We start from the raw sequence: 16,777 nt of genomic DNA on the forward strand, positions 1-16,777 counted from the left end.
TCCCTGAACTATTTTTGACTTTTAACAAGTATATCAGTCTTCTACTGCGGACTATGCCTCAGCGCTTTCACTCAGGAAATCAGGACATATATCGATAAAAGAAATAAACATATACACCAGCAGACCAACCCATCATTTGATGAGCGGCATAATCCTTATCATTAATTTCGCCCTGAGTATTGTACTTTTCCCATAAAAATCCACTAGGACGTTCATGTGCCTTCCCCTCACTTCCGGTGTATTGCTCAGGTACAGGATTGACATAGTTTTTATTAATCAGCTTCAAATAACGCAAACCAATGTTACGGGCAATTTCTTCTTCTCCATAGTTTCGAAAAGCACCCTCCGCTAATAACTGCACAGGCGGCCAGATGGCGTCTCCATCCCATTGCAAGTTGTAGTCTACCTCAATGTGCTCAGTGGCGGTAATCCCCCAGTCACTTTGTAAAGGGAGGTAAGCTGTTTTCAGGGCTTGCGCCTGTTGTTCGCTGGCAATATTCCAGAAAAATGGCAGGAACATCCCAAAAGAACGATTAGGGTTGTAACGCTTATTAACAAAATCATAATCCGTAAATACCTGTCTCTGCTCATCCCAACAATAGGTATTGATCAGCTTTTTTCTATTCTTGGCCATCGCAGCCCAATCATTTTCCCCGCCCAAGCCTAAAATTTCTTCAAACCAAATGAAATTCTGCTCATATTGGTACAAATTGGCATTCAAATCCACGGCGATGAAATCGGTACAACGCTGATCGAAGCGCCAGGTAAAGTCCATTCCTGTGGCGCACTCCGCGATGATATCGGCTCCGAATTTTATTTTTTCTTCCTCCTTCATCGGCTTAAGATTAGGAAAGCGATGCTTAATGCCATCATATACACTGGCCAACTCCTCTTCAGAAGCATGGTGACTATAACGCTGTAAACCCGGAACAGGGGTGCTATGATCTTCTATAATGTCAGGCCCTGTGGCAGTCCAGAAATGATATTCCTTCAAAGCTGCCAAATACGCTTTCTTAAGCCATTTTTTCCCAACGGCTGGATTAGCCTCATAAAAATCCCGTACCATCATGGAAAAGTAGGGAGGCTGGCTACGATTATATCCCCACGAAGCGGTGGCGTTGGGGATATAACCAAAGGTTTGAATTTCATAAATGAAATTATCAATATTATTTTTGGCCAGATCAAAACGCTTGTGAAGGATAAGCCCTTTATTGGTGAAAAATACGTCCCAATAGTAGAAGTGAGATTGCTCTTCCAAAGAAATGGTGAAAGGAAGTGGAAGGCTTTCATGTTGACCTATATAATCATCCCAACGTTCGGCAATGATCTGATCGATTTGAGAAAAGGAAGAATTGCTCTTTTCAACAAAGAAAAAGTAAGAAAAAGCCCCTAATAAGCAAGTTATAAAAAACTTATACATCATTTAATTCCCTAAATAACAAAAAAAAATTTCTATAATATAAAATCTAAAATACATCCATTAAACCCCTGAATTCGGGCTTACCCTATCTTTTGGCCGAAAAAACACCATTTATTTGAAGTAAAGCGGTCCTTTCCTCCACTAACCAGCATTATTCACCGCTAGAATTGGTGAGTTTTCGCAAAGAGCCATTAATTCAGAGGATGCTGATTAATGGCTCAAACTTGGATATGCTTGCTTTCTCCTCATTCAACTGCTTCGTTGGAAAAAAATGAAATTGGAATAATTCCATCATTTTTCCCGCCTTGCAGCTAAAAGAGGATTGAATCATGAATAATCCGGGTTAAGCTGAAATGATCCGGGCTAAAGTCCCTTTACCGTCCAAAATCTAGTTCATCGGGAGGACTGCCCCACCACTGCCCAAATAAGGATATTCATCAAAAATTTTTATGTCGGGATCAACTGCTCTGGGATCATTTAAAGCCTTAAGGCGTTTTTCTAAGCTTGCCCGCATGACTTTTAACTGAGCTTGATATTGGGATACGGCCGCCACATTATGCAGCTGGCCCGGATCCTTACGAAGGTCATACAGTTCCTCCGCCGGTCGTTTGGCAAAACATAATTGATAAGCACGTTGGTGCTCCTCATCCGTCTCGCGGTTGGCCACAATATAAGTCTTGGTTGGACCCGCATCACAATCCGCATACCACTGCCCCTCAAAATTAGTAGCGTTCATTTTGAAAGTACCGGCGGGCCAACGGTCCGGTTCATAATTCCGAATGTAAAGAAAGTCGGCCGTCCTGAGTCCGCGCGAAGGATAACCTCCCTTATTGGGGCGTTCCTGTGCGGGGACATGCCTTTCTCGACCAAATACGATGTCCTCCCGGTTTTCGGCATCCAAACGGCCGGACTTACCCGCCTGTAACAAATCCAAAAAGCTTCTGCCCGTCATTTGATCAGGAACTTCTTGACCAGCCGCTTTTAGTAGCGTGGGAGCGATATCTGCAAAGGAAACGAAATCATCAATCTGATGGCCTGCTGGAATACCTTCAGGCCACATAATCGCCAGAGGCACCCGCGTGCCGGCATCATAAAGATTCCCTTTTCCTCTCGGGAAGGGCATCCCATGATCCCCGGAAATAATGATGATGGTGTTCTCCAGTAATTGTTCCCGCTCAAGCGTTTGGATCATATTCCCGACCAAAGTATCCCAACGCTGTACTTCATAATAATAATCGGCGACATCATTTCTAATGAAATCTACTTGTGGGAAGTGATCAAAAAGATGGACTTTACTCACCTCAATACCACTTTCTCTGCCTGCATTTAAATCGTAAGGCCGGTGCGGATCAGAGGTGCCTAACCAGTAAAAGAAGGGTTTATCCGCTTGCTTTTCTTGGGCAAGGAAATCTTCAAAGGAACCATAGGCGTCAAAGGCCGGATGAGCCCCATGGGCTGCGATCCAATCCTCCAGGCCACCGGGACCATAGGTTTTCTCCACCGATCTGCCCGCCACATACCCTTGATCCACCAGCATATGAATAAAACTTTCCTGTTCCACGGGGAGGTTGCTCCACAAATTACCCCCACTTCCAAGTTCCCATTGATATTTGCCAGTCAAAAAGGAGTTACGGCTTGGGGTACAGGAGGGGCTCGTCACATAGGCATGATGGAATAGAACTCCCTGATCGGCTACCCGATCAAAATGCGGTGTTTTTACGCCCTGATCACCATAAGCACCTGCATGCGGCCAGCCCCAGTCATCTGCCAGACAAAAGACGATATTAGGGCGTTGATTTCCTTGAGCAGCGCCATAAAAAGGGATTATATAGGAAAGAATTAAAATCAATATAGCCCTCATATTTATAATATTTTATGAATTTATCATGAAAAAATCAGAATAGCCCTCCCCCTAAACCAGCCACTTAACCCAAATTATACCTGCTCAATTCCTCGTTTAACCACAGACTCAGAATAAGGAAAGAACGGTTCGATTTGTTGACATTTTTCCCTGGATGCATATAAAAGCATGTTGAAGAGCATATTTAACCCGAATTATTCACCGCTAAATTCATCAACTAAGTGTAAGCGGTTTGAATTCAGTTTATTATAATTTATTTTCTCTAGTTTATAATAGCCCAAATTTGGGCAAGCTTGCTTTCTCCTCATTCATCTGCTTCGTTGGAAAAAACTCGAAATAGGAGACTATTCCTTCATTTTTCCCGCCTTGCAGCTAAAAGAGGATGGAAGCATGAATAATCCGGGTTAAAACACACCATCCGGCTGCAAATTCGAATGATTGGAAGTGATTTTGGATGATTTCTCAACAATAGCATGGCTATTCTTTTAAAATAATCCTTGATCACTTCTGCAATACTTCAATTTTGGCATTTAAACAAGCTCTTAATCCCCCAGGACGGCAAATTTAGATCCTTTGGTAATGACCATTTCATCCTGAAAGTATTCCCCTTTATGTTTTAGCTTGACAAGAATATGATTTTCGCCCTCCTGCAAAGGCACATTTTTCCATTCCAGGCGCTGTAAATCATCCGGAGACCCTTTTGCAAATGCTTTTCCATTCAAATACAAAGTGACTTTCTCGCTGAAGTTACTGTAGACCTTGATCGTGGTAATGGCATCGCTTCGCCAGTTATTCCGCTTTTCAACCAAATGCAATACCGGTTCGGTGGACCAGTTCGCCTTATAAAAATAGAAAGCATCCTTTTTCTCCTTACGATCGAAAGTCACCAAGCCTTTATGATTACGATGATCCTTTCCTCCTCTGTACCAATCATTCACCCCAAAATCAAACATATTCCATACAAAAGATCCCCACACATAATCCTTATCCCGAATGGCGGCCCAGGAAAGCTCATGGCAAATCGTCTGCTCCTGTTCCGGAAAATATCTACCCACCGGCTTCTCCAGTTTGGTTAAATCCTGTTGGGCAATATTTCCACCGGCACCGTATTCACTTACTGAAATTTTAAGATCGGGATACTGACGATGCGTTTCTTCCAGCCACTGGCCAAGCTCTTCATACTCGGTATAATACCAACCATAATATTTATTCCAGCCCTGTAAATCCGTAATCCGGGACATTGGAGCAGTCACTTCCCGATCACTGGCGCTGGTGGTGGGTCGACTTGGATCCAGGGAATGAGCTAAGGCATTCAATGCCTGCGTAAGCTCCACGCATGGCGCATTTGGATCACCATTGGCACGGACTTCATTCCAAAGGCCCCAAAAACAAATACTGGGGTGGTTATAATTTTGCAAAATCAACTCTTTTAATTGTTGTTGGGCATTGTCATGCTCCCGTCCGGTCCAGGTGTGCACAAAAGGAATCTCTGCCCATACAATCAGGCCGCTTTCATCTGCCAATTGGTAAACATAGTCTGCTTGCTGATAATGTGCCAGTCGTAATCCCGTAGCCCCCATTTCATTAATCAGCTCTACGTCTGTCTCATGCTGTGCATTCGTCAGCGCATTAGCGTTTTGTTCCCATTCCTGATGGCGGCAAACCCCATTGACACGATAAGGTTCCCCATTGAGCAGTAGCCCCTTGTTGGCATCCACCTCAATGTGGCGAATTCCAAATGGCTGTAAGACCCGATCCCTGCTGTTGCCGGAAATTAATTCCACCTCTGCCTTATAAAGCGCCGGATTTTGCTTGCCGTGCCAAAGTTCAGGCTGGGCAATTTCGAAGTTCATCGCCTGCATCTTTTCCCCCGCTGAAGCTTGAATCTGCTGATTTTTAGCGGCCACTACCTGCCCCTTTGGGTCTAGGATTTTAATGGATAAGGTGAGGGGATTTTGATGATCGGACAATAACAAATGGCTCCTGATCTCCAATTGAGCGGCTTTTTGACTCACTTGTTTGGCCTCTACAAATACGCCACTGGCCCCAAAATATAAGGGGGAAACGCAATCCTTCGGCGTTGAAAACAAAGCCACCGGTCGATAAACCCCACCATAGGCATTAAAAAGAAAATTGCTGGTCGGTATAGTAGAAAAACTTAAACTATTATCCACCTTCAGGCTTAAAATATTCTCCCCATCAAATTGCCATAAATTCGTTAGTTCAAAAGAAAAAGCACCATAACTTCCGGAATGTCTGCCCACTTCTTGTCCATTCAAATACAATTGAGCCTCCTGCCCCACTCCCTCAAAACGAATAAAAATCCGTTCACCGGGTACAAAGTCAGCATTCGTAATATTTTTCCGGTACCACACCACCCCTTGATAATAACCTATCCCGTCTATTGCATCCATATTAAAGGTATGAGGAACCTCAATGCCTTCCCAGGAATTTGTGCTTAGGTTGGTCCAATGTCCGCCATAAACATCCCCTTTTTTAAATTGCCAGGTTTTTAAATTGACCTGTTTTCGGTTCTGTAAGAAAGGAGGGCTATCTGCCTTGGCAGATAACGAAAAACCTAAGATTACCAATGCTAAAAAAAACAATTGTCTCATGCGCGTAAAAATTAATGGAGTAAAATTAGTCTAAGCTTATCAAGCTAAAAAGTCCACCTCCGCGCCGCTGATTGGGGGGAGATGGACTTAGAAAATTAAATTTATTGTTTAATAAAAGGCTTGCTTATCTTTTCATTGCCGATACGAAGGTTAAGGTAATAAAGTCCGGCAGGCAGTTGCCCCACCATTACCTTAAGTTGTCCTTCTTCCTGCAGTAATTGATAATTTTGGGCAGCGATCCCCGATGCCTGATATATTCCCAGCACTTCAACCGCTGCTGCCCCCTGAGCATTTACGATCAGGCTATGGGTGGCCGGGTTGGGATAAACCAGGACAACATCCGCCGGATCAGCTGCAGAAGTTACCGAAAACTGTCTTAAATTCGTGCTGGCCACCACTTTCAGGTCATCAAAAGCGAAGGGTGAAGCCGTTTGCCATAAATTATAGAACTGTATTTCTTTCAGCTGGGCGTAGTCAATGTTGAAGTCAGAAAGCGGAATTTCCACCTGCTCCCAATTCCCACTAAGGGAGGCATAGCTGCTGAGATTAACCTTGTCGGATTGTCCATCCCCCTGGAACACTTTGAGTTCGTAATTCACCGTACTTTTCAACTGAAAAGAAAGGCTATGTCCCTGATTCCAATCGCTTTTATTAACCGTGGAGGGGAACTTAAAAGCATAATTGGCATAATGGGCGTTGGTTTCCAGCTGTAGATAGTTATTACCCTCAGGCGCTCCATCAGATTTACTGCTTACCGTCATCGCATATTGGCTGTTAAAGCCATTTTCCTGCTGGAACTCATCTCCCGATTCGGAATAAAAATGGTAATCTGAAGCACTTCCACCTCCAATATCAAAAGTTAATAAAGTAACCTCATAGGCTTTGGAAACATAGCCATCCCCCGTACTGACCGTGGTATAATCCACATCGGTATGTTGTAGGCCTCCCGACTGAATACAGCGAGACACTTCTACCTGACTGCCTACGGGCTGTCCGTCCAACCCATTGATACTGACCGTGACTTGCTGCTCCGCCTCGGATCTGTTGATCAGCAAAAGCTGCATCCGGCCATTTCCGTAGCCGGAAAGTGTTACGATTTTACTGTCATTAGAGGAATTGGTGGACACAATATTGGCCTGGTCAAATTCCTTGTTCAGCATCTCAAACAAATAAGAGCTTGGGCGACGGCTAAAGGAGCCATTGCCTTCCAACTTACCAAACCAGCCATCGGACTCATTCCAGGCGTCTGCCACATCCGCTCCGGCATTCATCAGGGAAACCATCATCATGGCGTCAAAGACCATGCTGGCCTCATTTACCCGATCAGGGATGGTCCGCATATCGGCAGAAATATTGTATTCATTATGGTGAAATTCGATCTTACGACTTGAAATATTTTCCCATTCGCCGCGCATCATATTGGTCACCCAGCCCCAATTACCCGCATTAAAAATTTGCTGATGATCAAATTCCCCGGACAGGTGATAACTATGATAAGAGATGAAATCAACCGTTTCTTTGGTCGTTTCCATAAAATCCCGCACATTTTGAATATGCTCTGCAAAAGGCTTCTCGAAAGCAGGTCCCCCGGTCAAAATGTTAGGATCTACCTTTTTACATTCCGCCGCAATCAAATTGAAAATCTTGCCTAATTCCGCACAGTTCCCGTAATAGACGCCATCTCGCTCATTGGTCAATTCCCAATAGCGCACATTTAACTGCATAGTATTATTGACATAATCCACTAATTCGGCACACCATAAAGCGAAATCAAGATAGTGCGCGACATTCAGCGTTCCATCGGCATTCAACCATCCTTTTTCCTCCGGTGGCCATGGAATATTGATCAACACTTCAGTATCAAAGCTAATGGCATTGCTCAAAACATCATTAACCTTAGCGAAATCCCAATTCCCATTACTGTCTACCCAGGTGCCGGAAGTGCCCGGTCGAACCATTTCCCAGCTATGGAAACGTACATGACTGGGCTTCATCGCCGCCAGGTTTTGCTTATAATCTGCGCTACCATTGGCCCCGGAAACACTCGGTTTGAAGGCCTGGAACAAATTCAGTCCCATGACCCGCTTGTTTACTTTTCTCCCCGTAGGATTACTCAGGTCTACAGTCACCTCTACTTCGCCCGTTGTCGGGGCAAATAAAACCTGACACCATTGTGAAGTCTGCGACAACTGATTACCGTTAAGTTCCTCAACCTTTCCTGTCCATTGATAATCCGTTCCCACTGGTGGGTTGTTTACGGGCACCTGCAGGGTTACCGAACCGCTACCTGCAGCAACCTGCACAGAGGCACTGCCGTGCAATTGCCAATTGGAAGTGTTAAAAAGGTAAACGGAGACTTGTCGATTGGCATCCGCCTGATACTGCACAGTGACATCAAACACCTGTTGGGGATATACACTGGAAGGCCCGCTAACGGACTGAGCCACATCCGCGGCAGTAGCCTTGCCCAACAAGAGCAATAAGCTACAAAAAAACACAAAAATAAATGGTTTAAAATTCGTCATAATAAATAAGTTTTGGGTTAAAAAAAATATCAATATAATATTTGATTGACTTTAAAAATTATATACTAATATAAATTATAATAAAATTAAAAACTACCCATTTATAATAATTATAACGGAATTTCATAAACTTTCTCAGCTCCCGAAGGCAATATTGCCCATTGATCGATCACTATACCGGTCTGATTTACAGCAAGCTGCAGTTTTTGCAGGTCACCTGGCTGCAAACGCACCTTCCAGCGGGCGGCCACATAATTCCGCAGCACATTTTGTTTCCATGCTTCACTTCTACCTCTCGTATTGAGTTGCCGGGCGCCCAATGATTCCCCATTGATCCGTAGGGCAATCTGATGATCAAAATTATTGGCATGCGTAGGTAAACACCGTACCTCAATAATATATTCTCCGGCTTCTTCAATTTCAAACTGATATTCCAGATAGGGCCAGTTTTGATCAAAAGTAGCTTGTTTTAATGGCCAAAGCGTCATGGCGCGGTCACTGTAACCCAGGCTACTAATGGCTTTCCATTGATAGGGCAATATGGATTGGTCTTTTGCAATCTCGCTGGCCTTCACAAAAATAGGTTTTGGCAAATGCTCTTTATAGGAGGCCATAGCGTGTTGCTGATGATAATAATCCTCAGGAACCTTTTGATAAGCAGGTAATTCCCGAGGCTGCATCGACATCATCTTATGCCATTTTCCATCCGACAAGGAATCATTATAATAATCCGTTAATTGGCTGATTTCTTCAAAAGCCAGCTCTGACTTTTCCTTCCAGGCCTCCCTGTCATCTGCATTTTCGCTCCATAAGGCGTGTTGTGCAAAAAGAAATTTTTCATTCATCAATGCTGCCCCTTTTACCGGATAAGTCACCAATTGATAAAAAGCTGCTGCTTTTTCCTGAGGGATTCTTTCCGCCAGGCGGTCTACCTGTTCATAGAGCTTACGATAAGCGCTGATGCGGGCATTCACTTCTTCCGGGGAAGAAAAGGCTGTCGGGCGAACCTGAGTAATAGGTTCAGTTTGACTCCAGCCCATATATTCGGGTTTTCGAAGCATGGCCAGTCGGTAATACTCACTCATCACCTCTTGTATATCTGCCGCATAAGGGGCACCAAATTCTCGCTTTGCCCAAAGGAAAAGATGCTCCTCAATATTGTGGGGCGCAACGCACTCCACATCCCAAGCTAAATCAAGGAAAAACTCCATATCATATTCTGCGGGCTTAATATCCCCCACATTGGCTATCCACATCGTTTGTGCCCCATTTTGATAGGCTCGCATCATTTCAAAATAAATCAGCCCGGGCTGCGTAGTGGCCAGCCAAAGGTAATCGTGTGGCCTGCCCCAGTAACTCAGGTGATAATAAACCCCTGCGCCACCACTTCGTTGCTGCTCTTTTTCATTACTTAATCTGCGGATATAGCCATAATTATCATCGGTCCACATCAGGGTAATATCTTCCGGTACCTGCAGACCATGGTTATACACCTCCAGTACTTCTTTATAGGGAATAAACACCTGAGGAATTTGATCCGGAGGCAGCTGGTAATGGCCTTCGAGCATTTTGCGCTGAGTGGTGATGATTTCATCCAAAACCCGTACATTCTCCTGCTTGGAGCTTACGCCCTCCATTTTGGAGTCGTGAGTTCCCCGCATGCCCATGGTAAAAATACTGTTCTCCCGCTTTACCTCTTTCACGCGCTCGTCCCAATATTCATTTACTTTTGATTTATTGGAAAGGTAATTATAAGGACCATATGCCTCGGTATCCCACTCATCCACATTATTTCTGAGCATAGGCTCCGCATGGGATGAACCGACAAAAAAATGATATTTCTCCGCCATGGCTTTATTGCCTTTAATACTGAAAAAGGCACGGGTAGATTCATGCATGGCGGGCCAGATGGTATTGGCCTTTAATCGTAATAATAATTGAAATATTTTCTCGTAGGTTTTAGGACCGATATCCCCCACGTTTGGTTCGAAGGTATGCGCCGCCCAGGGCTGCAATCCCCAATCTTCATCATTCAGAAAAATCCCTCTGTATTTTACCGCAGGACCTTGTAGTACCCCCTCATCAGGCAAGCTGCAGGTCGGGTTTGGGTTGAAGGTCGGCCTAACATCTGCCCACCATATCCATGGCGAAATGCCAAGTCGTTCCGCTAATTCAAATAGCCCGTAGACTGTTCCGCGGACATCACTTCCCCCAATTACAAAAGCACCTTCCTGCTGACCGAGATAAAACTTTTCCCAGGCCCCGTCCAGAGAATCTTTAACGGAGGAAGGTAAATATTGATTAGCGAGAGAAGTACCCGCCTGACCAATTACAATATCCCCCGGACTGACCGAGGGCGTGGTACTGATGATCACTGCAGGGGAATGTCCGGAAAGATGTTCCAAATCTTGTGCTAAAGTATGGGCGGCCCAATGCACCAGGGAATCGGCATTCGGATCCAAAATAATTTTAGTGGATGCGGAAATCCCTATAGTCGGCCTAGTCCCGACCGGCTGGCAGGACACCACGGTTAGGAAGCCTAATAAGAGCGCAATAATCAGTCTGTCAAACATGATTGAAGAAATATTTTCCAAAGTCAAATGCAAGAAAAAATTAAAGCCAAATGATGCATAGCCCCATTCGGCAGCACCCTCCAGCCCTCCATCGTCGGAGGTACTGAACGGTTCTATCGAAAAATCTCCCTCCCAACGCTCAGGAAATATTCCACAGCGTATCCGGAGGAAAAGATTTCGATAAGTCGACCATTCTAAAAAACAGCAAATGAATGGTCATTGCGTTTGGGCTAGCCTGAGGGAACCAGTGAAATTCCCCGAGGAAGATCCCAAAACAACAGGTTGAACTACAGGGTCTCCCGAAGAGACTTCCTGATATCATTAGAGAAAGTAAATATCCCCTTTTAGGGAGCGGATTACTTTCTAAGAACATTTGTAGAAATGCGGTAAGGTGGTCAGGACGCGAAAGCCTAAGTCTTATATCTGGCTCAAAACCATCATATTTCCCTCCTGAAATCAGGCTGTTATGCTACTATTCAGCCGGAGGAACAACAGTGGAATCGGGCAGAACAGCACCCCTATTCATTGGCTAACTCCAGTAAGCGTTCTGCAATTTTAAGCGAAAGATTGCAGGCTGCAAAAGGAATGAAACTTGCAGTAGCAGGTCCTTCGTCAAGTGCATCCCTTTGCGCTTTTGTCCCGGTGAAAAAATTGCCTGGTCTTGATTTCGACCTTGCCGTTGCCTGAAGCGGAATAAACCGCCCTTAAGCGCCAGTAAGAAAATTAAAAAAGGAAAGTAAAAAATTCGCATTGATATTAATTTAAAAAAAGATCCAATATTAATGAATATCTGGCATATGCTCCAGCTTGTTTAACCTCAAAGTTTTCCAATTGAAAATTGGTGTTTTTGGTGTTTCCCGCTGGCCTAAGATCTTCATCTTAGATGCTGTACCTATTAAACACCGGCTCGAAAGTCCACCCTATCGAAAATTTTATTTTTTTTGTCGTTTTAACCAAGACAGCGGTTTTTACATCTGCCAAATTCCTAGGCCACAGGAATGCTGCTATTTTTTTGGATTGAATATCCCTGTTAAAACACTCGTTTGGAGTGTTTTAAGCAACCAAAATTAGTAGCAAAAATTTGAGGTATTGCAGGGACGAAAGCCGATTATTTTGTACGCATACCATCGCTATTGGAAAAAAATGATCCGAAATCGCCTCCAATAATTCCAATTCGTAGCCGGATGTGCGTTTTGAATCACACGCTTAGTTCCTAATCGGAAAAAATGAAAAAATTCTCTCATTTCGTTTTTTCCAAGCAAGCAGATAAAGAAGGACAACGCAAGCTTGGCCAATTCAGACTTTAAAAAAAGCGCAAAGTAAATCATCCCCCCCTGATTCACGTCTCCTTATAGTGAGCCACTAATGCCAGCTATGAATAATTTGGCTTAGAGTCTATGGCTATTTATTGATTGAAATGCTTTCGAACACTTCTCCCTTTTCATTCGCATAATACAATTGAGAGGAAGACGGCTTTCGGCCCCAACCATCAAACCAAAAGGCCTTAAAATCGGGATGATAATGGACCGGTCGACGAACATAGCTATGGTTTTTCCCATCCTTTGCAGTCAAAACTTTAATTTTCTTCCAGCTCTTGCCCTGATTTTTACTTTCCCATTGCTCAATTATACCTCCCACGGCATAAGGTTCTTCGGCGGCCGCTGTTGGCGCAATTATTTGCCATTTGTCCTGATCCACATACAATGAACCCATATCGTAATTATGGTCAGATTCAAACGCTTTTGCAATATGCCATTTTCCCTGATTATAATTTGCGGTATGCCATTCAAAAGGGCCATTTTGCGGTCCGGGGTAGCCCCCCTTACTGGTGAGGAACAAAATAATTGGCTGCCCTTCCTGGTCCACTCCTATGTCCTTCAAAAATACACATTGCCCCACTTGCTCAAGATCCAATATCAATGCGGGATTATCCTTAACCACTAAGGGCAGGTCCAATGTTTCGCCCTGCACATTTTGCCATGTTTTTCCTTCATCCTTTGTTTGCACAAAATACAGGTTAGTACGATGATTAATTCCTGATCCCATAGGAGATTGAACCGGATGAAAATTAAAGGCCGACATCAGGACATTATCAAAATTCCCAGTAATTTGATAATGCCCCTCCCCAAAAGCGGCAATGGTTTTGAAGGCGTCGAAATCCTGACCATTGGTAGTGGACTGATAACCAATGGTGCGCAGCGCAGGAAAGGAATATTTTGTGGAGAACATCACAAAACCGCTATCCTGTTTATTCCATACCTGTGCATAGGAAAAATTATCAAATGGACGCGCTCGCTTGTTCCAACTTTTAGTGGCCTGCACTTGCTCAAATTCCTCAATGGAAAAAGGCTTTTTACTTTTGTGAATATAGGATGGACGATCATTACCGTGCGAAGTACTGAACACGTAAACATAGCCCTGTTGATCAATAGCAATTACGGGATTATCATGGGCATCTCCGGTGGCTTTATTTAATATAATAGTGGGCTTGGATAACTTTTTTGTCTGATGGTCAAAATAAGCTACAGCATGATGCAAGTCGGTATGACCGGTAGTTGTGGAAGCTCCGTAAGTGAAAAAAGTTTTGTTGGCTTCCTGATGGTAAATGGCCATTGGCCGGTGCTTTACGGGATAAGTCCCCATGCCCCCGCTGTATTTGAACTTGTGCTCATCCGCTGTTTTTCCAATCCCATACCAAATGCCCTGAAAATCGTCCGTCTGTTGATTCAGGGTGTTCGCTTTACGTTGGGCTGTAAGTCGTTTGAGTTGCAATAGGGCTTCCAAATAATAATAATCTGCATAATTCAGGTGTACGTCCACCTCAGAATTGGCCGGCTTTGCCCCGGTGCTATGCTCAATCAAGCCACCAAAATCCGGATCACGATTCAGGTACTGATCAGAGGATAGTTCATTAAGTATATGAATTGCCGAATGGTAATATTCTTCTTTTTCCGTAAGCTCGTAGAGAGATAACATAGCGCATGCTCCCAATGCGCCCGAAACCGCATCTCGCGGCTCGTTGGGGATCTCCGGGGCATCAAAGTCCCAAAAAGGAACCTGATCCGAAGGCAATCGCTTGATAAAGTTTTGGGTGGTTTTCTCCGCCATTCGGAGGTACTCCTGCTTACCAAAATGCGCATACATATAGGTGTAGCCATACATCCCCCAGGCTTGTCCACGCGCCCAGCTACTTTCCTTTGCATAGCCCTGAACGGTCCTTTTTTCTCTTACTCCGCCTTTAAAACCATCATAAACCACCAAATGGTAACTACTGCCATCAGGGCGGAAATGATGTTTTAGCGTGGTATCGGCATGAGATTCTGCCACATTTTTGAAAACCGCATTATCAGCATTATTTCCCGCCCAAATCAACAGCTCGAGGTTCATCATATTGTCAATAATGACCGGATGCTTTTCGGGTTCTCCGGCCCAGTCCCAGGAGCGAATGGTTCCCGTTTTGGGATTGTACCGAGAGGTTAGGGTGCGGGCAGATTGCAACAGAATTTCTTTGTATTCGGGCTTGTTAATCAACCTTAGCCCATTGCCATAACTGCAATACATCATGAAACCAATGTCGTGATGGTAATGCATATATTGAACCGGCTCCAGGGCCTCCGTCCACTGAATAGCCCTATCCTTTACCCGCCAGTCATTGGTACCTTCGTAGATATACCACAAGGTTCCGGGAAAAAAGCCGCTTGTCCAGTCATCAGCAGATACTTGCCTCCAGCTACCGTCCGGATGGGCGTTTCGTGGGAAGCCTTTTTCTATATCAAGCGCTTCACAGGCCTTCAGATATTTTGTTTGAGCAAGCTTCAATACTTCCTCAATGGAAAAAGTCAATTCTGGCGTACTATCGGCATGACAGCTGAATGAGATACCACAAAAAACCAGCAGGCAAAAAAACGTGATTCGCTGTTTATTAGTCAAAATCATAACGTTATTTCTTGATTGTATTTAAATATTCGTTCGTATCAGGGTATTGTAAATCAAAGCGAACTTTAACGATTTCTTTTTGATTTGGCTTTACCTCCCACTCGAAGCCGAGCATACGGAAACCGGGATTGGGTGATTCGAAATCGAGTATTGGCTGAGCAGAGAATTCTGAAAAACTGACATTGACAGGACTCAAAATTTCTACCTTTATTTGTTCATTCGCCTGAGTGAGAGTGGCTGTTTTAGCATCCACTATCCGGACCTTACTTTTGGTAGGAAATGCCCACCTTACGGTTGATTTTTCTCCGTTATTGACCAATATATCTTCCACAAAAACTTCCTCCCTGGATGGAAGGGAAAGTTTACGAATCAGCTGTTTTACACTTTGATGGTATGACTCCGTCAGGTCCACCATTGTACTTTGATTATCAGGTTCCTGGTTCACCTCAATAATTCTTCCCATACCGTAATAATCCTGTGGCTGATCATCAATCACATAGGTCGCATGCGCATGATTGCGGAGGCGGAACACTTTCCAACGATCACTATCCGGCCCATGATCCCAAATTTTTAAGCCTGCCGCTTCCAGTGGATGGTATTCATGCCTTCCTAAATCATCCACCCAGCGTTTTCCTTTAGCATCCAATACGAAGGTCCCGATATCCATATGGCTATGGCTTTGATTAGGCGTCCCCCCTTTTATGGCAATGAATACATCATGATCGCCCCATCCACTACGGTGAGCACTGACCGGGTTTATCCCCATGCCGGCCCAATTGAGTGGAAGCTGTTCGCTGGAATCCTCCAGCATTTCATCATTGAGAAACAAAAGCGCAAAGGCGAAAAACCGATCATGGCGCCCGGAAGGATCAATACTTCGCTCACCATCGATGATTTCCCAAAGCATTTTCTTTTGATAGTGCATGGCCGCATAGTCACGGCTATATCGACACATCCATAGAAAGGGAGCCGAAACGTAATCCATGGCTTTATTATCAAAATAATTAAATACTCCCTGTGGGCCGGTCATATGTAAAATATAATCTTTGCTCTTGAGATATGGTGTATAAATTTCTAATGATTTCCCCTTGAATTTTTTCGAATAAGCATCTAAAAACATGGTATGGAAGGCGTTGCCATAATCCCAATAGGAAGGGCCCTCAGGGTAAACGCCATCAGGGAAAAATAACATCTGCGGGATCGTCAGGTACTGATTGGCTCTTTGGATGATGCTGTCTGCCAAATCGGGAACCTGATCCCAAACGGCCATGGCTCCAATGGCCATCCCAGCATTATTTACCTGATTCCAATTATTGGTATTGGTCAGAAAGCCACATTCCATATCCACTGACTTCCGCAGTCCTTTTGCTATGATGGCCTGTTGCACTTTCTTAATGGTGGATTTCTTCAACCCTTTTCTCGTCCAGTCCAATCCCACTGCCGAGGCTAAAGTCATCATCGAAACGTCTAAAAAGTGGGATTCATTCCAGTCCGGATAATCTGCCAAAACTAGTAATAATTCCTCCGCTTTATGGGCGTACTTTTTATCCTCCGTTAATTGATAAACATAACCCAAATACGAGAGCATCTGAACGTAATTGGACAGATACCGCAACCGACGGCCTTTTACCGTATGGACAGGAGGCTCCATTTCCAAAATCAGATCCGCCTGCTCGACCATCAGGCGGTCAAGGGTTATCCTTGCTTCCGACTTTGGCTCGTGAATGATTTTATCAATGTCAAAAAGCGTTTGAGCTTGGATGGTGGAAAAAGAAAAAATTAATAGAAACACTAAAAAAAATGTTCTCATCGTCATTAAGGATCAAGATTAAAAAAATTAAGTCTAT

7 protein-coding genes are annotated in these 16,777 nt (G+C 44.2%); all 7 read right to left on the reverse strand.

The window, feature by feature from the left end:
* Positions 1-79 precede the first annotated feature (79 nt).
* The 7 genes from AAA970_RS24245 to AAA970_RS24275 all read right to left on the reverse strand — a co-directional run bounded on the left by AAA970_RS24245 (position 80) and on the right by AAA970_RS24275 (position 16,740).
* On the reverse strand, positions 80-1,423 hold the full coding sequence (locus AAA970_RS24245) for a trehalase family glycosidase (RefSeq protein WP_338239482.1): 1,344 nt from the start codon (positions 1,421-1,423) through the stop codon (positions 80-82).
* Between the two features lie 385 nt (positions 1,424-1,808).
* Positions 1,809-3,281 (reverse strand): sulfatase family protein, encoded by a 1,473-nt coding sequence (locus AAA970_RS24250; protein ID WP_338239483.1) that lies wholly within the window; start codon positions 3,279-3,281, stop codon positions 1,809-1,811.
* Positions 3,282-3,823: 542 nt separating this feature from the next.
* Positions 3,824-5,896: a glycoside hydrolase family 2 protein gene (locus tag AAA970_RS24255; protein WP_338239485.1), complete on the reverse strand. Its 2,073-nt coding sequence runs from the start codon at positions 5,894-5,896 to the stop codon at positions 3,824-3,826.
* Between the two features lie 101 nt (positions 5,897-5,997).
* Positions 5,998-8,421, reverse strand: coding sequence for a T9SS type A sorting domain-containing protein (locus AAA970_RS24260; RefSeq protein WP_338239486.1), 2,424 nt, complete (start codon positions 8,419-8,421; stop codon positions 5,998-6,000).
* A gap of 110 nt (positions 8,422-8,531) precedes the next feature.
* A complete protein-coding gene (locus tag AAA970_RS24265) occupies positions 8,532-10,994 on the reverse strand; it encodes a glycosyl hydrolase 115 family protein (RefSeq protein WP_338239487.1) in 2,463 nt (820 codons plus the stop codon).
* A 1,401-nt stretch (positions 10,995-12,395) separates the two neighbouring features.
* The gene (locus AAA970_RS24270; RefSeq protein ID WP_338239488.1) at positions 12,396-14,930 is read right to left on the reverse strand and encodes a BNR-4 repeat-containing protein; all 2,535 of its coding nucleotides are present in this window, start codon (positions 14,928-14,930) and stop codon (positions 12,396-12,398) included.
* 4 nt (positions 14,931-14,934) lie between these two features.
* Positions 14,935-16,740, reverse strand: coding sequence for a heparinase II/III domain-containing protein (locus AAA970_RS24275; protein ID WP_338239490.1), 1,806 nt, complete (start codon positions 16,738-16,740; stop codon positions 14,935-14,937).
* Between the last annotated feature and the right edge of the window lie 37 nt (positions 16,741-16,777).

The organism is Persicobacter diffluens, assembly GCF_036244895.1.
In the GTDB taxonomy this organism is placed as follows: domain Bacteria; phylum Bacteroidota; class Bacteroidia; order Cytophagales; family Cyclobacteriaceae; genus Persicobacter; species Persicobacter diffluens.

Excerpts from the sequence above, each read along its gene's own strand:
- AAA970_RS24245 (WP_338239482.1), bottom strand. The coding sequence starts at position 1,423 with ATGATGTATAAGTTTTTTATAACTTGCTTATTAGGGGCTTTTTCTTAC.
- AAA970_RS24250 (WP_338239483.1), bottom strand. The coding sequence starts at position 3,281 with ATGAGGGCTATATTGATTTTAATTCTTTCCTATATAATCCCTTTTTAT.
- AAA970_RS24255 (WP_338239485.1), bottom strand. The coding sequence starts at position 5,896 with ATGAGACAATTGTTTTTTTTAGCATTGGTAATCTTAGGTTTTTCGTTA.
- AAA970_RS24260 (WP_338239486.1), bottom strand. The coding sequence starts at position 8,421 with ATGACGAATTTTAAACCATTTATTTTTGTGTTTTTTTGTAGCTTATTG.
- AAA970_RS24265 (WP_338239487.1), bottom strand. The coding sequence starts at position 10,994 with ATGTTTGACAGACTGATTATTGCGCTCTTATTAGGCTTCCTAACCGTG.
- AAA970_RS24270 (WP_338239488.1), bottom strand. The coding sequence starts at position 14,930 with ATGATTTTGACTAATAAACAGCGAATCACGTTTTTTTGCCTGCTGGTT.
- AAA970_RS24275 (WP_338239490.1), bottom strand. The coding sequence starts at position 16,740 with ATGAGAACATTTTTTTTAGTGTTTCTATTAATTTTTTCTTTTTCCACC.